This is a genomic window from Paraburkholderia sp. JPY465, from assembly GCF_050436725.1.
GTDB lineage: Bacteria > Pseudomonadota > Gammaproteobacteria > Burkholderiales > Burkholderiaceae > Paraburkholderia > Paraburkholderia youngii.
Genome location: NZ_JBNDMT010000007.1, coordinates 397,546 through 414,087, shown reverse-complemented (window position 1 = coordinate 414,087; position 16,542 = coordinate 397,546). Strand labels below are relative to the sequence as shown.

Below are 16,542 nucleotides of genomic sequence, written 5' to 3'. Positions count from 1 at the left end.
AGCTTGTTCGTTTAGCCGAATTTGAACTGTATGCCATATCCCCCGCGCGGATAGGCCCATTCAACATTGTGGTGGTCGGTGCACAAAATGCGGCAACTACCGCATTCGAGGCAGCCGTCGGTGACCAACGTGACTGAGCCGTCGTTCTCGTTCCGATAGCAGGAGGCGGGACACACGAATGTACAGCTCTTTTCTGTGCAATCGTTTGTGCAAATGTCCACGTCTTTTATGCGGACGTGCGGCCGCCCGACGTCCACTCGGTAGCGATTTTGAAACAGCTTTTCGTCGATGTTGGCAGTGATCGTATTATTCATCGGAAAGCCCTCCAGAATTTGTATGCGTCGCCGATCAGCCCTGCCACTGAGCGACTTTTACGGAAGCTGGCTATGACCTCGCGCTTCTTGGTCTTCTTGTCGATGCCATCGACCGTCATCATAGTGCGGGCCGCTTTCGCGACGAGATCAGGGTATGTGGTAAAGAACTGGGGATTATGGTGTAAGACCTTCGGCATATCGCGGTACTTGTGCAAGTCCTTCATCACGAAACTCTTGTCTAGCGCGGCCTTATACGCTGACAGCGTGCTGGCACGGTAGCCGTGGCGGCCGGCCGCTTTGGCGGCTATTGCTGTCTCGGCGGCGAGGCGCCCCGTCGTCATTGCGAGATTCGAGCCTTCTCGGTGCGCGGCGTTGACGAAGCCGCCCGAGTCACCGACGATCATCCAGCCGTTACCGTATACTTGCGGGATCGCATTAAACCCTCCTTCGGGAATGAGATGCGCGCAGTACTCCTTCATCTCGCCACCCGCGATAAGGGGAGCGATGGACGGGTGACGCTTCATTTTCTCGAGAAGCAGATACGGGGTTGTGCGATTAGAGTTTTTCTTGAAGTCGCTCAGCATACAGCCGACGCCGATCGTCAGCGACTCCTTGTTCGTGTAAAGAAACCCAGTTCCTGCCATGCCATCTGTGATTCGTCCAACCATCTCTATTACAACGCCTTCTTGATCGGCAACGTTAAACCTCTCGCGAATTGTCTCCTCGGGCATGAAGAGGATCTCTTTCACAGCTAGTGCGACGTTGCGCGCTTCGATCTCACCATGAAAGCCCGCTTTGCGGGCCAAAGTTGAGTTGACGCCGTCAGCGAGAATCACGACATCCGCATAAACTTCGCCGTGTTCGCGGTCGCACTGGACGCCGACAACTTGGTCTCCGTCAAGAATCAGGTCATTCACCGTAGTCTCGCAGATCAGTAAGGCACCGGCCTCACGGACCTTCGACGAAAACCACTTGTCGAATTGCGCCCGTATGATCGTGTAGCGGTTATACGGTGGGTTGTTATAGTCGTCGCTACGCGTGTGTGTGCCCACAAACGAAGTATCGTCGAGCATCCACATGCGCTGTTCAATGATGTGGCGCTCAAGTGGCGCGTCGTCACGGAAGTCTGGGATGATTTCTTCAAGTGCATTGGCGTAAAGAATCGCACCTTGAACGTTCTTGCTACCGGGATATTCGCCGCGTTCGATTTGAAGTACTTTGAGTCCACCTTTAGCCATAACATAGGCCGCAGCGTTGCCCGACGGTCCGGCACCCACGACGATCGCGTCGAATTGCGACGATTCTCTCATCTAACTCTCCTGGTGTCTCGCATTTGCCGAAGTGCCAAGTGTTCCTTGCAGGCGTGCGTTAGCGCGGGCAGGAACTGCAGTGCGTCCCCGACGATGCCGTAATGCGCGCAATCGAAAATAGGTGCGTTGGGATCGGTGTTGATTGCGACAATCACGTCCGAGCTTTCCATGCCGACGCGATGCTGGATTGCCCCCGAGATGCCGGCTGCGATATAAAGTTTTGGCCGCACGGTTTTGCCAGTTTGCCCGACTTGTCGATCCGCCTCGACCCAACCTGCCTGCACGCACGGGCGCGTAGCGCCGACTTCACCACGGAGTACGCGCGCCAGATCAAACGCGAGTCCAAAATTCTCCGGAGTTTTGAGACCCTTGCCGCCGCTGACGATCACATCCGCATACGGAAGGTTGATCTGAGAACTCGTCGTATCGGCGACAAAGTCGAGCAATTTGGTGGCAATGTCGGCTTCGACGAGCCCCAGTGTTTCCTGCACGACCTCGCCGACGCGGCCTTCTTGCGCTGAGGGCATCGCCATGACCCGTGGGCGTACCGTCGCCATCTGCGGGCGATATGCAAGCGTCATGATCGTGCAGAGCAATGAGCCGCCAAACGTCGGACGGGTGGCCGCCAGTGACCGGGAGGTCGGATCGATGTTCAGTTCGGTGCAGTCGGCGGTGAGCCCAGTGAGCAGGGTTGTCGCAACGGAGCCGGCGAGATCCCGGCCCATCGAGGTCGCGCCGAGCAGTAGAATTTCAGGGTGGTATTTGTTGACCAGATCGGTCAGCCCCTTCGTGAATGGCTCATTGCGATAGCCACGCAACACTGGGTCGTGAATGACATAGGCTTTGTCTGCTCCAAGGCTGAACGCCTCAGTTGAAAACTTTTCGAGGGGCTCATCCGTGCCGCCGAGCACCGCCACGCAGACGTTGCTGCCAAGTTTGTCTGCAAGCTTGCGCGCCTCGCCGAGCAGTTCCCAAGACACGCTATGCACGTGGCCGCGGTCGTGCTCAAGGAAGACCCAGACACCGGTGTAGTTTTTCAGATGTTCGGGTAGCTCCAGGTTGCGGCCTCCGGCATTCAAGGCCGGCTGCTTTTTCGCGGCAACGGTCGAGTTCATAAGGTCCTCTTCATTAGCACGTCTGCCTCCAAAGTCGGATGGCGAGCGAACATCCTATGCACCAGATCCAACGAGACGCCGCGCAGGCTCGCCATATCCACTGTGAGCATCTCGGCTTTTTGCTCGCGCGGTGTTGGGCCGAACACTTTGCTCACTACGGTATGTGAGCCTTTCAGCCCAATTTTGCTAACGTCCTCGATACCGGCCTGCTCGCGATTCCATTTCCGTACCGGAAAAGCTGCCGCGTGGATCATTCTGGGCAGCGACGCGAAGCGAAGTTCGTTGGTGTTCTCAAGCATCGTCACCAAGCATGGCAATCGAGTTTTGAGTACGTGTACGCCGCCTTCTGCGCGACGCTCGACGACGATCGAGCGTGCGGTGAGGTCGATTTCCAGGATCCTGGACACGTAGGTGAGCAACTGGAAGCCCATGCGTGTAGCGATGCCGGGGCCGACCTGAGCAGTGTCGCCGTCGATAGTCTGCTTGCCAGTAAAGATCATATCGACCGGCTGTTCCTTGGCGATTTGTCGGATCGCGGTAGCCAGCGCATATGACGTTGCCAGCGTGTCGGCGCCAGCGAAAGCGCGATCGGTGACGAGTACAGCCTCGTCGGCCCCATAGCTGACGCATTTGCGAAGTGCGTCTTCAGCCTGCGGCGGCCCCATGCAGAGTGTGGTTACAGTACCGTCAAAGAGGTCCTTTAGCCTCAACGCTTCCTCCAGCGAGAACAGATCGTACGGGTTTACGATGGCTGGGACGCCTTGACGCATGATGGTGTTGGTGACAGGGTGAACGCGGATCTGTGCCGAGTCCGGTACCTGCTTGATGCAAACGACAATATGCATTGGCTACTCCGGGGTCAGGCGTCGCCGCGTGCTGGCAGCGACGCGCGCAGCTGGTCAAGTGAGACGACCCGCCGTCCGTCCGCTTCCTGAAAGACTCTGAAAACCTTTTGCTCTGCGGGCGTGGACAAGACGAAGTCGTTGTAGGCCTTATTCAGTAAACATCGATAGATAGAGAACACAGCCGCCGCGTTATTACGCGGTAGCGCCTTCTGTTGCTCGATGTACTGAAAAAAACGCTTGAGAATGTGCAGGCGGCTGACGTTCACTACCTTCTCATCGTATGAAATGTCAAAGAATCGCAGGAAGTCTTCCGCGGACGACAGGCGATGCAGTTGTTCGATAACTTCTTGCACGTAGTTTCTCCTATTGGACCAATGCGCACCCGATGACGGCCTCAAGACACCTTAACTCGGGTGCCACGTGCTTGCGTCAGGAAGCGATGCAGATCGGCTGTCCCCGGCGCCTGTTTGTACTGTGTGGCAAATGACCGGATACGTGCAAGCAACTGGGGCACAAGCCGCTCAGACACTTTGACGCCAAGAGCGTCGTAGGCGTCACGCACACTTTGGGATCCAGAATGTTTGCCGAGTATCGTCGACCGGTGCCGGCCTAGTTCTGCGGGATCGAATCCCTCGTAGGTCGTGGGGTGCTTCGAAAGGCCGTCGGTATGAATGCCTGACTCGTGCGTAAAGACGTCCCTACCAACAATGCTCTTGTTGGAGGAAATAGCGCGGCCAGACGCCCGTTCGACCAGCGATGAGATGTCGCATAACGCAGTTGCGTCAATGCCGGTGTCTCGTCGGAGCAGATGTCGCGTGCCCATGACGACTTCCTCAAGCGCTGCATTGCCGGCCCGCTCACCCAAGCCGTTGACGGTAGTGCTGGCGTGGGTCGCCCCTGCCGAGAGAGCCGCTAGCGTGTTGGCGGTGGCGAGTCCTAGGTCGTCGTGCGAATGGATTTCGATTTCCAGGTCCACGGCGGCGCGAATTGCTGCGATAGCGTGGAATGTCTTGAAAGGATCCAATATGCCTACGGTGTCCGCAAATCGAACGCGCTGAGCCCCATGCTGCTCTGCGCATCGCGCAACTTCTAAGATGAACGAGGGGTCCGCACGCGAGGCGTCTTCCATACCGAGGGAGATCTTGGGGTGGCTTTTCGCAGCCTTACCAATGACGCGTGCGATGCGCGCTAGCACCCAACTACGCGGCTGTCGTAGCTTGTGTTGCAAGTGAATATCCGATACCGGGACCGAAAGATGAATCATGTCGGCATCGCAGCGTAATGCCGCGCTGAGGTCCTCGTCGGTGAGTCGCCCCCAAACCATCAGACGAGCGTCGAGGTTCATGTCGACAATCGCATCAATGCACGCCATTTCCTCTTCGCCCATGGCTGGAATGCCGATATCGAGTTCGGAGACGCCAGCTTGCGACAGCGCGGCGGCAATCGCGCACTTTTCCTCTGTGCGAAATGCGACGCCAGCGGTTTGCTCGCCGTCGCGGAGTGTCGTGTCATTGATGATTGGGTTGCTCATGTCGGATCGCTTCAGTTGTTGGCCATGGGTCGCAAACGTTGTGCCAGGTGATGGTCTACACGTCAAAACAACGCTTTGCGGTACCCTGTCGGCGCCACACGAACGGCCGAAGCTTGCCCTTCAGGCGGAGGATCGCGGATGCCCCACGCGCGCAATCCGGCAGTGCCGGGTGATTGAGAGCGTATAGTGGCCTACCAAAAGCAATTTGTGCTCACGACGAGTGCGTTATTTTTGTCGTGACAGCGACAGAATACGGCTTGGTTGTCGGCTTTTGGTCAAGACGCGTAGGAAGAACATTGAGTTGGTTGGCCAACTCACGTACCGATACCAATGGAGTTCGAGCGAGTGGCATGGATTTCGCTGATAAAGCCGGCGAACCACTGGAGGCTTTGGAGAGAACATCCATGCAAGATTGCGCGAATGCCAGCACGCTGTCCTCGACTGCGCCTGTCGGCATCCAAAAGACACTAACCCTGAGGGTGACCGGACATGCGCTTGTTCAGATCGACGGCTGCGACACCCACGGCCGCGCAGACAAGTCGGGCTGCAGTTCGTCGGACGTGCCTGAGCGCGAGCCGGCAGAAGTATGGGAAAGGATAAGCAAGCATCCTTGTTTTTCGGAAGAAGCGCATCGCCATTACGCGCGAATGCATGTGGCGGTGGCGCCCGCCTGCAACATCCAATGCAACTACTGCAATCGTAAATATGACTGTTCCAATGAGTCGCGACCCGGCGTCGTGTCGGAGAAGCTGACGCCGGAGCAGGCCGTGAATAAGGTTATGGCCGTCGCGGCCAAGATTCCGCAGTTGACGGTGTTGGGCGTTGCGGGTCCCGGTGACTCGCTCGCCAATCCGAAGAGGACTTTTGACACTTTCCGTATGCTCCGCGAGCGCGCTCCGGACATCAAACTATGTCTGTCAACGAACGGACTAGCGTTGCCGGACTTTGTCGATGAGATTTGCAGCAACGCTGTTGAGCATGTGACGATCACCATCAATATGGTGGACCCCAACGTCGGTGAATTGATCTATCCGTGGATTTTTTGGGACCACCGGCGCGTCAGGGGCAAGGAGGCCTCGCAGATCCTTCATGAGCGGCAAATGCAAGGGCTCGAAATGCTCACGGCGCGCGGCGTGTTGACGAAGATCAACTCGGTGTTGATTCCGGGCATAAATGACGAACACCTGATCGAGGTGAACAGCGAAGTGAAGAAGCGCGGTGCTTTCCTGCACAATATCATGCCGCTCATCTCGGACGCTGAGCATGGCACGTATTTCGGACTGCACGGACAGCGTGGCCCTACTGCTAGCGAGTTAATGGTCGTGCAGGACCGTTGCAAGGGAGGCGCTACGTTAATGCGCCATTGCCGTCAGTGCCGTGCGGACGCAGTAGGTCTACTGAGTGAGGACCGCCGCGACGAGTTCAAGCTCGACGGGATCGACGACATGGAAACTAGGTCCGACGCTAATTACCGTCGGGAACATCAGCGCCGAGTGGAAGTGCAACGCAATGCGCAGCGCGACGCGAAACAGACTGCAATGGCTTTGGTGAAGGCGAGCGAAGTGCCGGCCGACCTGAAGGTGCTGATCGCTGTCGCGACGAAGGGAGGCGGCCGCGTGAACGCACATTTTGGGCATGTCTCCGAGTTCCAGATTTTCGAGGTCAGCGCTGGCGGAGCGATCTTTGTGGGACACCGCCGCGTGGAGTCGTATTGTCGGGGCGGCCATGATGATGAAGATCGCCTGCCACCGCTCATACACGCGATCAGCGATTGCCACGCTGTACTGGTTGCGAAGGTCGGTTTGTGTCCGCGCAAGGAGCTGTCGCAGGCGGGCATTGAGCCGGTGGACCAGTACGCGTACGAAACAATCGAAAAAGCCGCGCTGATATGGTTCATCGAATATTGCAGCCGCATCACGAAAGGCGTGACCGTGCACGTGGAGCGTGGCGCCCCCGGGATCCGGCAGAAGACGTCGATCACTGCGACGGCTGCTGCTGATTGAGCGGCAGACGGACAAATGGATCGGCGCTGCCCGCGCGCTATACAAACCATCATTACAAGGAGTGCCATTATGCCCCTGAAGATCATTGCCTCGACCTGTACCGGCTGCTCGGCCTGCGAGCCGCAGTGCCCGAATGTCGCCATAAGCGAGAAAGGTGGCGTGTTCGCGATCGATCCGAAGAAATGTACCGTATGCGAAGGACAGTTTGATACTCCGCAGTGCTTGGCGGTTTGTCCCGTGGACGGGTGCATTGTGGTGAGCTAGCATCGCTAGCCGCGGGCAGCACATTGACGAATCGTCAAACGACTGCTAACTGTTACCATGCCGACATCATGTTGACCAAATTTTCTGTTACCGCTGCCGCGGAAAAGTTTATGCGCCGTGTGGTGCGTTTTTCCGGCTTGCCATCAAGTGCTGGTTTTCGTCTTCTTGTCAGGACCGGCGGATGCTCTGGATATGACGCCGAATTCAGTGCCGAAGTAGAGGCTCGGACCGGCGACGAGACCATCGAAGTCCACGGACTGCGAATTTTCTTGCCGGCAGAAAGCCGCGTTTTGCTAGATGGTCTGAAGATCGACTTTATCGAAACGCCAGATCGGTCAGGTTTCGCATTTATTAAGGAGGACCAACGGTCGGTCGTCGCGGTCAGTGCCGATGTCGCTCGGATTGATGTGAGCGCGATCGGACGCGGTTGACGCATTCATCGACCGCAGTTGTCTTGAGCTAGCAGTTCGGTATGTCACGGAGGAAAAGTATGACTGGAACTGACAACGATGACCTCATTGAGCTCACATTTGCGCCTCGCTTCAGCATTGGTGAGCGCGTCGCTTCGCGCTTCTCCATCCGTAACGACGGCACATACGCCGGTAAGGCTTTGGGTGATTCGCTCGTCAGCAAAGGCGACGTGGGGTATGTGATCGGAATCGAAACCTTCCTGCAACGGTTCTACATCTATGCAGTTCACTTCGTCGAAATCGACCATCGCGTCGGCATGCGCGCCAAGGAGCTATGCACGCTCGACCACCTTCCCCATGACGTGCTCGCCCGTTTGGGCGAGCATGCGGCCGATCTATGCTGGATAGGTCTTCGTATCCCCGAGGGAACTGACCGCAATGGAACCGTCGGACGCGGCTCGTGTAATGCGCATGGTTATGATGCACCGGACGGTTCGCAAGTCAACGGAGCCCGTCTAGTCGTCGGCAATCCGCGTCACGGAGTTGCGGGACCTTTGCAACGGCGAAGTCTATTTTAGGCCGGTGCGGAAGCGGCTTTCTGGTTAAGGCTTGGAGGCTTGCCGAAATGGCCAGAAATACGTGGTGCCTGCGAGTCTTGCGATGCGCTCAATCAGTCAATTTTGACGGGCAGGCGGTCGCTGCACTGAGGGCGAGATCGCGCCCGGCTGGACGGTCGTAAGGGAAGAAGGACGATATCGGTCTATCAGAGCTGGGAGGCACTGGTCGCAGTACAAGAGCCACCTACGACGAGCGCTGTGCTTCTCGGCCCGATCGTTAGATTTATTGGATTTACTTGTTGAAGTGCGAATCTTTTAACCGACCTTGGAACTCTCAACGTGAAACTAATGATCCGCATGGACAGGAAAGGCATACTCAGCGCCTACGTGCCAAAGAAGGATCTCGAGGAGCAGATCGTCTGCATCGATGGCAAGAAGATGTGGGGCGGAGTGATAACGCTTGCGAACGGCTGGCGATTCCAGCTGCCGGAGATGGCGGCCGATACAACGCTTCCTGTCACCGTAGAAGCGCGTCGCGTCGCGGGTGAGCCCGACTGACATGGCACTTACAGCAGATCAGATCAGTACTATCGCCGAGTTGATGCTGAGCGAACCGACGCTGCTGGAGGCTGCCGCAACCTGGCGGAAGTCGTATCCCGATGTGCGAGTCATTCGGATTAGCGCGGTCGAGCTTGTCAATGAAAAACCCCTCCTCCAGTTTCGGGGCCGCCGCGTTTATCTCGCGACGTCGACAGGTGTCTGTGTTTCCGTGACAACAGACGCAAGTGAGGCCAATATGCTCATCCTTGCAGAAGACGGAGTCTACGATGGAAACTGAGGGAATTTCACTTACTGAGCCTGCGTGCGGGCCGCGGGAGGTCGAGCTGGTTCACGCGGTCCTGCAATCGTCGTGCTGGAGCGACGGACCAATGCTCGATTCTTTTGAGACTGCATTCGCAGGCTGGAGCGGCCGTGTCCATGCGGTCGCAGTGGCGAGCGGGACGCTCGGCACTTGGATTGCGCTGCGTGCGCTCGGCATCGGTCAAGGCCATGAAGTCATCTGCGCATCGCATACATGGCATCAGATCGCGCATGCGATCACCCTCGCTGGCGCGACACCGGTGTTTGCCGACATCGACTACTGGAGCGGTTGCCTCGACGCGATGAAGGCACAAGAGAAGATTGGAGATCGGACGCGTGCAATCCTTGCGGGAAATACGAACGGACATCCTGCCGCGTGGCAATCGTTGCGCGAGCTTGCCGATTTGAATGGTCTGAGCCTGATCGAGGATAGCACTGAGGCGCTCGGATCACGCTACCGTGGGCGCTGCGTGGGGTCGTTCGGTAAAGTGACGGTTTTTGACTTTTCGCCACCCTCCGCGTTGTGTGCGGGAGAGGGCGGAATGCTCGTCACGGACGACGACAGCTTGGCGCACGAACTGCGTTACTTAAGGCGACGTCTGAGCGCCGATCGAAAGTCGGTCTCCCTCGGTGCCCGGGTGCCGCTGCAGGCGGGTATGAGTGAAATCACCGCCGCGCTCGGCCTCGCACAACTGGCAGGGCTCGAGGAGCGGCTCGCCCAACGGAAGCGGGTCGAAGCCTGGTATCATGAAGCGATGGAGAGCTTCGAAGGCATCAAACCACCGTATCAGGCGGAGGACGTGGACGAAGTGAATTGGATGCTTTACGTCGTGCATCTGGGCAAGAGGTTTACTCACAGCGCGCGTGCTCAAATGATCGACGACATGCTGGCTTCCGGGGTAGAAACGGCAGCCTACAGCCATCCGTTGCATGAGCAGTTTCATTACATGAAGGCCGCCGATGCTATTGGAGGTCGACGAGGCTGTCTGCCCGATACCGAGCGGATTGGCGATCGAGCACTCGCGTTGCCGCTGCACACTCAGCTTACTGTTCAGGATGTGAAGTACATCGTCAAAACTTTGAAGGACACGGCGACCAACGTCGGTGCGGGGGCCGCGATCTATCTCTAGGTAGAACAACGGAAAGAGAGAAGAAGGTAACATCGGCCATGTTGTCGCTGCGCCTTTATTAACCCCCACGCAACAGTTTGCTGCGGTCCGCCGTCGAGTAGTTGCTGAAATGTCCCTCGTGCGCCGCTTGACGGCGGGCCGCAGCGATGATTGCCCTGCTGCGCGCTGGGGCGGACGGTGCACTGACCTGCTTCTCCAGTTCGGTGCTCTGACAGCGGGGGCAGGCCACGGGCGAGTTCGTGCGCACGAGAGTTTCGAAACGCAACCTGCAGTTGCGACATACATAGTCGTAGAGCGGCATGACGAGGGGCAGGTCAACGGGAAACATTATCGGAGAAGACGCCGCGCGCGCTCCCCGGGCCATAATAAGGCGATTCGCCGGCTGAGACCAATTTGGGGCTCCTGCGTTCGTGTGCCGCGTGCAGTAACTGGAGTCCCAAATCGGCAGCCATGTCGAGGGCGTCACGGCCGTCTGGCGCAACGAGACTGTCATTCGCGCCGAGCGACAGCAACAGCCACATAACCTCAATTCGACCGGTGGCGGCCGCCTGCATCAGACACGTCATATCGTCCGCGTTTAGGTGATCAAGAGCGAGTCCTGCACCGACCAACCGAAGGATCGGTCCTGGTGCGCCGCCCAAACATGCATACCACAGCGCATGGTTTCCTTCGTCGTCGAGGGCGCTGATGCGTGCGCCTGATTCGAGTAGCGCAGCGACAATGTAGTCTTCGCCGTGCAGCGCCGCCAGCATTAAGGGCGTAATGCCGTCAATGCTGCGCGATTGAGTGTCCTGGAAGTCGTGAGCATCGAGCCATTTCGCAACCGCCACGCACGGAGGTGCATGAAGATCTGCGTCGGCGTTCGGGATATCCGTGTGCGTGTGGCTCGGGCTTTCGAGTAGGGGAGTCTCGAGTGACGCGGTTTGACGTGATGCGGTCTTGGTGCGCAGTGACATGCTTTCACTCCGGTGGAGGTGATTGGAATCGCCGTCACATTCTGAAACGCGAGGCAGCGATTACATGCGGGCGACCTGCCGTGACGCTGTCGTCAGACGGGCCTGTTTTCATTTGGATCGCGAATCGGTCCCATCAGTTTGAGGCCTTCCGCGTAACTTATCGTGTCAAAGGAAAAGCTAAATTGCATCGCCGCATCGACGATAGCATCGAGCTTCCCGGCAGTGTCTGTCCTCTTGAGGTCGCCCTTCTCCAGATAAAGGAGTTCGAGCATCTCGTTGTAGACTGTCGATTCGAGTATCGGCAGAACATAAAACGTCGCTTCTTTGTACGGCACCTGAAAGCGGCTGGACAGATCGATGTTGTCACAGAACAGGAAGTACTTGCCGTGGTGCGACAGGGCCTCGCCGAGTACTTCTCCGACATTCGTCAAGTGTTCAAAACTCAGTAACCACCCTGCGAAGAATTGGACGTGTGGGTCGCCAGCATTCGCGACAGCCATCACCTGCTCGCAAGAGAGCTCGGGCGGGCGGGCCTCGTCGGCGAGGTGAGGCCCAAATCGTAGCGCCAGCTCACCGCGAAAGCCGAACCTGTCAGCCGCATTTGTGCGGCCCTTAAAGACGGGGTTGAGGAGGCGCCCCTCGCGATCGAGGCGGGCAAATGGTGTCCCACTGAGTGCAGCAGAGGTTAGCGTATCAGGCATTCTGTAATCCTAATTGGAGAAATAGCTTGGCATAGTTAATCTGGTGCTGGATCGTGCCTTTTCAGCGGGCAGCCAGAAACTCGCAACATCCGTACCAATGCTGCATGCTGGCCAATACTGCGGTAAGCCGGGTCAAGCGGGCAACAACTCTGCACGTGGATGTCCATTTGGGGCAAAGGGGCGTGCGGTTTGTCAGGAAGACGACGTCGAAATTGTCGGTGGCCGAAATTGGAGAGTTTGCGGATGGCCTCGCTGAGCAAGCATTTGGCGGATTCAGGGGCTTGTGGCATGGACGTTGCAGGGACGAAGGGCGCGGACACACTCCGGCCGATGCGTGACTCTAGAAGAAGACCATATAGACACAGCAGGCTGAGGACTTGGTCGTGGCTTTTCAGTGCTGATTCGCACCTATGGTTTTACCTTCTAATCTCAATGGAGTAAAACAATGTCTCAACTTCGACAAATTGCCTTCTACGGAAAGGGCGGCATCGGTAAGTCGACCACGTCGCAGAATACGCTTGCAGCGCTTAGCGACCTTGGGCAAAAGATCTTGATCGTTGGGTGCGATCCAAAGGCCGACTCGACACGTCTTATATTGCACGCGAAAGCTCAGGACACCATCCTCTCTCTCGCGGCGGAAGCCGGTTCGGTCGAAGACCTCGAACTCGATGACGTTATGAAGATAGGCTACAAGAATATCCGCTGTGTCGAGTCGGGCGGGCCTGAGCCAGGCGTCGGCTGTGCGGGTCGGGGTGTCATCACATCGATCAACTTCCTTGAGGAGAATGGCGCCTACGACGGAGTCGACTACGTGTCATACGATGTGCTCGGCGACGTCGTTTGCGGTGGCTTCGCAATGCCTATTCGCGAGAACAAGGCACAGGAAATTTACATCGTGATGTCGGGAGAAATGATGGCGATGTACGCCGCTAATAACATCTCGAAGGGAATCTTGAAATATGCGAACAGTGGGGGTGTGCGTTTGGGCGGACTCATTTGCAACGAGCGCAAAACCGACAAGGAACTTGAACTGGCCGAATCACTGGCAGCGATGCTAGGCACTAAATTGATTCACTTCGTCCCGCGCGACAACATTGTGCAGCATGCGGAACTTCGTCGGATGACCGTGATTGAGTACGCGCCGGACAGCGAGCAGGCTGGGCAATATCGCGCGCTTGCGGAGAAGGTTCACCATAACGGCGGCAATGGCGTGATTCCAACCCCGATCACAATGGATCAGCTCGAAGACTTATTGATGGAAAAAGGAATTATGGTGCAAGTCGATGAGTCCCAAGTCGGCAAGACCGCCGCCGAGCTCACCGCCTGACGAGTGCTGGACGACGGTTGCCGTGCGGCGCACGGCTACCGTTTCCGCCAACGACAGTCTTCACTTATAGGATATTCAATGACCGCGACGGTTGAAGAACGCAAAGCTGCTAATAAGGCCTTGATTGACGAAGTGCTGCGAGCTTACCCTGAAAAAATGGCTAAACGGCGGGCCAAGCATTTGGGTTCCTTCGAACAGGGCAAGCCTGACTGTGGTGTGAAGTCAAACATCAAGTCTTTGCCGGGGGTGATGACGATTCGGGGCTGCGCTTACGCGGGCTCGAAGGGCGTCGTCTGGGGGCCGATCAAGGACATGATTCACATCAGTCACGGACCTGTCGGATGCGGGCAGTACTCGTGGGGATCGCGCCGCAACTACTACGTCGGGACGACAGGAATCGATGCGTTTGTCACGATGCAATTCACGTCCGACTTCCAAGAGAAGGACATTGTGTTCGGCGGCGACAAGAAACTCGATAAGATCGTCGACGAGATTCAGGAGCTGTTTCCGCTGAACAGGGGCATATCCGTCCAAACCGAATGCCCAATCGGCCTCATCGGTGACGATATTGAGGCAGTATCTAAAAGGAAGAGCGCGCAGTACGGCGGGCACACGATCGTACCGGTGCGCTGTGAGGGCTTTCGAGGCGTATCGCAGTCACTCGGGCATCACCTCGCAAACGATGCGATTCGCGACTGCGTGTTCGACCGCGCCGAGCCGAGACAGCGATCCGCGCTGGAGTCCACACCGTACGATGTCGCGATCATTGGCGACTACAACATTGGCGGTGATGCGTGGTCGAGCCGCATTCTCCTCGAGGAAATGGGCCTGCGGGTCATCGCGCAGTGGTCAGGCGATGGCACTCTCGCAGAACTTGAGAATACGCCGCGATCTAAGCTCAACCTGCTTCACTGCTACCGTTCGATGAACTACATCAGCCGGCACATGGAGGAGAAGTATGGCACTCCATGGGTCGAATACAATTTTTTCGGCCCGACAATGATCGAAAAGAGCTTGCGCGAGATTGCAAGCCGATTCGACGACACCATTATGGAAAACGCCGAGAAGGTGATCGCAAAATACCGTCCGTTGATGGATGCCGTCATAGCCAAATATAAGCCGCGGCTTCAGACGAAAAAAGTGATGCTGTTTGTAGGTGGCCTTCGCCCACGCCACGTAATAGGCGCGTACGAGGATCTTGGGATGGAAGTTGTCGGTACCGGCTACGAGTTTGCTCACAACGACGACTACCAGCGCACAACGCATCACATAAAAGAAGGCACTCTGATTTACGACGACGTGACTGGCTACGAATTCGAGAAGTTTGTCGAACATACGCGACCAGACCTCGTCGGCTCCGGCATCAAAGAAAAATACGTCTTTCAGAAGATGGGCGTCCCATTCCGCCAGATGCACAGCTGGGATTATTCTGGCCCATATCATGGCTACGACGGCTTCGCTATCTTCGCGCGGGACATGGACATGGCGATCTCGAGTCCTGTCTGGAGTCTGTCGAAAGCACCGTGGAAGAAGGCGGCGTGAGCGCTGTTAGCGGCATGGCCGCGCCGATCGCCGGTTGCATAGAACATCAATACAGGAGCCAATCATGCCCCAATCAAGCGACAAAATTCTCGATCACGAACTGCTGTTTCGCGAGCCGGAGTATCAAGAGCTCCTTCGCAATAAGAAAGATAACTTCGAGTTCAACCATTCCGACGAGGCGATAAAGCGGGTTGCCGAATGGACGAAGACAGAAGATTATAAACTGAAGAACTTCGCCCGTGACTCCCTGACCATAAATCCAGCCAAGGCGTGTCAGCCTCTTGGTGCCGTATTCGTCGCGAACGGATTCCATAAGACACTGCCTTTCGTGCATGGCTCGCAGGGCTGCGTGGCCTATTACCGTTCGCACTTTTCGCGACATTTTAAAGAGCCGACGTCGTGCGTCAGTTCGTCCATGACAGAGGATGCGGCCGTGTTCGGTGGTCTGAACAACATGATCGACGGTCTCGCGAATGCATACAATCTCTACAAGCCCGACATGATCGCCGTATCCACGACCTGCATGGCGGAGGTGATTGGCGACGACCTCGACGCGTTCATCAAGAATAGCAGGCAGAAGGGCAGCGTGCCACAAGATTACGACGTGCCGTTCGCGCATACGCCCGCGTTTGTCGGCAGCCACGTGACCGGCTACGACAATGCGCTCCTGGGCATCCTGAAGTACTTTTGGGACGGCAAGGCGGGCACTACTGCACCACTTTTGCGAGTTCCTGACGAGAGCGTGAACTTTATCGGAGGGTTCGACGGCTTCGTGGTCGGAAACATGAAGGAGATTCGGCGTATCTTCGATTTATTTGGCGTAAGCGTGAATATTATTTGCGATCCATCGGGAACTTGGAACACGCCGACTGATGGCGAATTTCGGATGTACGAGGGCGGGACTACGAAAGAGGAGGTCGAACGTGCGCTGAACGCCAAGGCAACGTTCGTCTTTCAGGAGTATTGCTGTGAAAAGACCAGCAAGTTCCTCGCCGATCATGGCCACGAAGTCGTGTCACTGAATGCGCCTGTCGGCGTTTCAGGTACAGATCATTTCCTCATGGAGATTTCGCGCGTGACGGGAAGACCAATCCCGGCTGAACTTGAAAGGGAGCGTGGGCAACTAGTTGATGCGATGGCAGACAGTCAGGCGAGTCTGCACGGCAAGCGGTATGCGCTCTATGGCGATCCAGATCAGATGCTCGGTTACACGAACTTCCTGCTTGAGTTGGGCGCGGAGCCGGTGCACGTGCTCTCGACGAACGGTAACGAGGGGTGGGCGGAAAAGGTTAGGGCATTGCTGGACGCGTCGCCATATGGTGAAGGATGCAAGGTCTATCCAAAGCGCGATCTATGGCACTTGCGCTCGCTGCTATTTACGGAACCAGTGGATTTCCTGATCGGCAATACACACGGAAAGTACTTGGAGCGCGACACTGGTACGCCGCTCGTCCGACTCGTGTTTCCGATTTTCGACCGCCACCATTACCACCGCTATCCGACGTGGGGGTATGCGGGGGCATTACGCGTTCTGTTAGCGCTGCTGGATGAATTCTTCGAGACACTCGATGCAAGCACGATTGACATCTCGAAGACCGATTACAGCTATGACATCATCCGGTGAGGGGTGGACCCGTTCGGGGCTGGGCTCAGTGTCGAGTGCTAAAAGGGGGGGC

At 56.9% G+C, this 16,542-nt stretch carries 19 protein-coding genes; 10 read left to right on the top strand and 9 right to left on the bottom strand.

Annotated elements, in window-relative coordinates:
- Positions 1-11: 11 nt before the first annotated feature.
- From QFZ94_RS42615 to nifV, 6 genes are read right to left on the bottom strand one after another with little or no spacing between them, the layout of a single operon-like run.
- Positions 12-314, bottom strand: coding sequence for a ferredoxin family protein (locus QFZ94_RS42615; RefSeq protein ID WP_018435014.1), 303 nt, complete (start codon positions 312-314; stop codon positions 12-14).
- On the bottom strand, positions 311-1,624 hold the full coding sequence (locus QFZ94_RS42610; RefSeq protein WP_410851692.1) for an FAD-dependent monooxygenase: 1,314 nt from the start codon (positions 1,622-1,624) through the stop codon (positions 311-313). Before QFZ94_RS42610 ends, QFZ94_RS42615 begins: the two co-directional genes overlap by 4 nt.
- Positions 1,621-2,739 (bottom strand): electron transfer flavoprotein subunit alpha/FixB family protein, encoded by a 1,119-nt coding sequence (locus QFZ94_RS42605; RefSeq protein ID WP_410851693.1) that lies wholly within the window; start codon positions 2,737-2,739, stop codon positions 1,621-1,623. The genes QFZ94_RS42610 and QFZ94_RS42605 overlap by 4 nt, the downstream gene beginning before the upstream one ends.
- A complete protein-coding gene (locus QFZ94_RS42600; protein WP_410851694.1) occupies positions 2,736-3,584 on the bottom strand; it encodes an electron transfer flavoprotein subunit beta/FixA family protein in 849 nt (282 codons plus the stop codon). The genes QFZ94_RS42605 and QFZ94_RS42600 overlap by 4 nt, the downstream gene beginning before the upstream one ends.
- Positions 3,585-3,598: 14 nt before the next feature.
- Positions 3,599-3,937 (bottom strand): nitrogenase stabilizing/protective protein NifW, encoded by a 339-nt coding sequence (gene nifW, locus QFZ94_RS42595; RefSeq protein ID WP_410851695.1) that lies wholly within the window; start codon positions 3,935-3,937, stop codon positions 3,599-3,601.
- A 41-nt stretch (positions 3,938-3,978) separates the two neighbouring features.
- Positions 3,979-5,115 (bottom strand): homocitrate synthase, encoded by a 1,137-nt coding sequence (gene nifV / locus QFZ94_RS42590; RefSeq protein WP_410851696.1) that lies wholly within the window; start codon positions 5,113-5,115, stop codon positions 3,979-3,981.
- Positions 5,116-5,519: 404 nt separating this feature from the next.
- On the opposite strand from nifV, the gene nifB reads away from it, so the two are divergent.
- The 7 genes from nifB (at position 5,520) to QFZ94_RS42555 (ending at position 10,340) form a co-directional block, all read left to right on the top strand.
- Positions 5,520-7,118, top strand: a complete 1,599-nt coding sequence (gene nifB, locus QFZ94_RS42585) for a nitrogenase cofactor biosynthesis protein NifB (RefSeq protein WP_429464319.1) — start codon at positions 5,520-5,522, stop codon at positions 7,116-7,118.
- A gap of 69 nt (positions 7,119-7,187) precedes the next feature.
- A complete protein-coding gene (locus QFZ94_RS42580; protein WP_084598351.1) occupies positions 7,188-7,382 on the top strand; it encodes a 4Fe-4S binding protein in 195 nt (64 codons plus the stop codon).
- Between the two features lie 68 nt (positions 7,383-7,450).
- Entirely contained in the window at positions 7,451-7,813 is a 363-nt protein-coding gene (locus QFZ94_RS42575) for a HesB/IscA family protein (protein ID WP_368587268.1), read from the top strand.
- A 59-nt stretch (positions 7,814-7,872) separates the two neighbouring features.
- Positions 7,873-8,370 carry a nitrogen fixation protein NifZ gene (locus tag QFZ94_RS42570; RefSeq protein ID WP_429464021.1) on the top strand — a complete coding sequence of 166 codons (498 nt, stop codon included), beginning with the start codon at positions 7,873-7,875 and terminating at the stop codon, positions 8,368-8,370.
- A gap of 318 nt (positions 8,371-8,688) precedes the next feature.
- Positions 8,689-8,907, top strand: coding sequence for a putative nitrogen fixation protein NifT (nifT, locus tag QFZ94_RS42565; RefSeq protein ID WP_184228259.1), 219 nt, complete (start codon positions 8,689-8,691; stop codon positions 8,905-8,907).
- 1 nt (position 8,908) lies between these two features.
- Positions 8,909-9,187 carry a hypothetical protein gene (locus QFZ94_RS42560; RefSeq protein WP_026228609.1) on the top strand — a complete coding sequence of 93 codons (279 nt, stop codon included), beginning with the start codon at positions 8,909-8,911 and terminating at the stop codon, positions 9,185-9,187.
- Entirely contained in the window at positions 9,177-10,340 is a 1,164-nt protein-coding gene (locus QFZ94_RS42555; RefSeq protein WP_368587270.1) for a DegT/DnrJ/EryC1/StrS family aminotransferase, read from the top strand. Before QFZ94_RS42560 ends, QFZ94_RS42555 begins: the two co-directional genes overlap by 11 nt.
- 58 nt (positions 10,341-10,398) lie before the next feature.
- Here QFZ94_RS42555 and QFZ94_RS42550 read toward each other — a convergent pair whose 3' ends face one another.
- The 3 genes from QFZ94_RS42550 to QFZ94_RS42540 all read right to left on the bottom strand — a co-directional run bounded on the left by QFZ94_RS42550 (position 10,399) and on the right by QFZ94_RS42540 (position 11,997).
- Positions 10,399-10,641 (bottom strand): FmdB family zinc ribbon protein, encoded by a 243-nt coding sequence (locus tag QFZ94_RS42550; RefSeq protein WP_429464018.1) that lies wholly within the window; start codon positions 10,639-10,641, stop codon positions 10,399-10,401.
- 13 nt (positions 10,642-10,654) lie between these two features.
- A complete protein-coding gene (locus QFZ94_RS42545) occupies positions 10,655-11,296 on the bottom strand; it encodes an ankyrin repeat domain-containing protein (protein WP_410851698.1) in 642 nt (213 codons plus the stop codon).
- A 92-nt stretch (positions 11,297-11,388) separates the two neighbouring features.
- The gene (locus tag QFZ94_RS42540; RefSeq protein ID WP_429464016.1) at positions 11,389-11,997 is read right to left on the bottom strand and encodes a hypothetical protein; all 609 of its coding nucleotides are present in this window, start codon (positions 11,995-11,997) and stop codon (positions 11,389-11,391) included.
- Positions 11,998-12,442: 445 nt separating this feature from the next.
- Here QFZ94_RS42540 and nifH point away from each other — a divergent pair, with 445 nt between their 5' ends.
- The 3 genes from nifH to nifK all read left to right on the top strand — a co-directional run bounded on the left by nifH (position 12,443) and on the right by nifK (position 16,490).
- Positions 12,443-13,324, top strand: a complete 882-nt coding sequence (gene nifH / locus QFZ94_RS42535; protein WP_018435029.1) for a nitrogenase iron protein — start codon at positions 12,443-12,445, stop codon at positions 13,322-13,324.
- Between the two features lie 78 nt (positions 13,325-13,402).
- Positions 13,403-14,866, top strand: a complete 1,464-nt coding sequence (nifD, locus tag QFZ94_RS42530) for a nitrogenase molybdenum-iron protein alpha chain (protein ID WP_018435030.1) — start codon at positions 13,403-13,405, stop codon at positions 14,864-14,866.
- A gap of 64 nt (positions 14,867-14,930) precedes the next feature.
- A complete protein-coding gene (gene nifK, locus QFZ94_RS42525; RefSeq protein ID WP_429464013.1) occupies positions 14,931-16,490 on the top strand; it encodes a nitrogenase molybdenum-iron protein subunit beta in 1,560 nt (519 codons plus the stop codon).
- The last annotated feature ends 52 nt before the right edge of the window (positions 16,491-16,542 follow it).

Excerpts from the sequence above, each read along its gene's own strand:
- QFZ94_RS42615 (WP_018435014.1), bottom strand. The coding sequence starts at position 314 with ATGAATAATACGATCACTGCCAACATCGACGAAAAGCTGTTTCAAAAT.
- QFZ94_RS42610 (WP_410851692.1), bottom strand. The coding sequence starts at position 1,624 with ATGAGAGAATCGTCGCAATTCGACGCGATCGTCGTGGGTGCCGGACCG.
- QFZ94_RS42605 (WP_410851693.1), bottom strand. The coding sequence starts at position 2,739 with ATGAACTCGACCGTTGCCGCGAAAAAGCAGCCGGCCTTGAATGCCGGA.
- QFZ94_RS42600 (WP_410851694.1), bottom strand. The coding sequence starts at position 3,584 with ATGCATATTGTCGTTTGCATCAAGCAGGTACCGGACTCGGCACAGATC.
- nifV (WP_410851696.1), bottom strand. The coding sequence starts at position 5,115 with ATGAGCAACCCAATCATCAATGACACGACACTCCGCGACGGCGAGCAA.
- nifB (WP_429464319.1), top strand. The coding sequence starts at position 5,520 with ATGCAAGATTGCGCGAATGCCAGCACGCTGTCCTCGACTGCGCCTGTC.
- QFZ94_RS42580 (WP_084598351.1), top strand. The coding sequence starts at position 7,188 with ATGCCCCTGAAGATCATTGCCTCGACCTGTACCGGCTGCTCGGCCTGC.
- QFZ94_RS42575 (WP_368587268.1), top strand. The coding sequence starts at position 7,451 with ATGTTGACCAAATTTTCTGTTACCGCTGCCGCGGAAAAGTTTATGCGC.
- QFZ94_RS42570 (WP_429464021.1), top strand. The coding sequence starts at position 7,873 with ATGACTGGAACTGACAACGATGACCTCATTGAGCTCACATTTGCGCCT.
- QFZ94_RS42560 (WP_026228609.1), top strand. The coding sequence starts at position 8,909 with ATGGCACTTACAGCAGATCAGATCAGTACTATCGCCGAGTTGATGCTG.
- QFZ94_RS42555 (WP_368587270.1), top strand. The coding sequence starts at position 9,177 with ATGGAAACTGAGGGAATTTCACTTACTGAGCCTGCGTGCGGGCCGCGG.
- QFZ94_RS42550 (WP_429464018.1), bottom strand. The coding sequence starts at position 10,641 with ATGCCGCTCTACGACTATGTATGTCGCAACTGCAGGTTGCGTTTCGAA.
- QFZ94_RS42545 (WP_410851698.1), bottom strand. The coding sequence starts at position 11,296 with ATGTCACTGCGCACCAAGACCGCATCACGTCAAACCGCGTCACTCGAG.
- QFZ94_RS42540 (WP_429464016.1), bottom strand. The coding sequence starts at position 11,997 with ATGCCTGATACGCTAACCTCTGCTGCACTCAGTGGGACACCATTTGCC.
- nifH (WP_018435029.1), top strand. The coding sequence starts at position 12,443 with ATGTCTCAACTTCGACAAATTGCCTTCTACGGAAAGGGCGGCATCGGT.
- nifD (WP_018435030.1), top strand. The coding sequence starts at position 13,403 with ATGACCGCGACGGTTGAAGAACGCAAAGCTGCTAATAAGGCCTTGATT.
- nifK (WP_429464013.1), top strand. The coding sequence starts at position 14,931 with ATGCCCCAATCAAGCGACAAAATTCTCGATCACGAACTGCTGTTTCGC.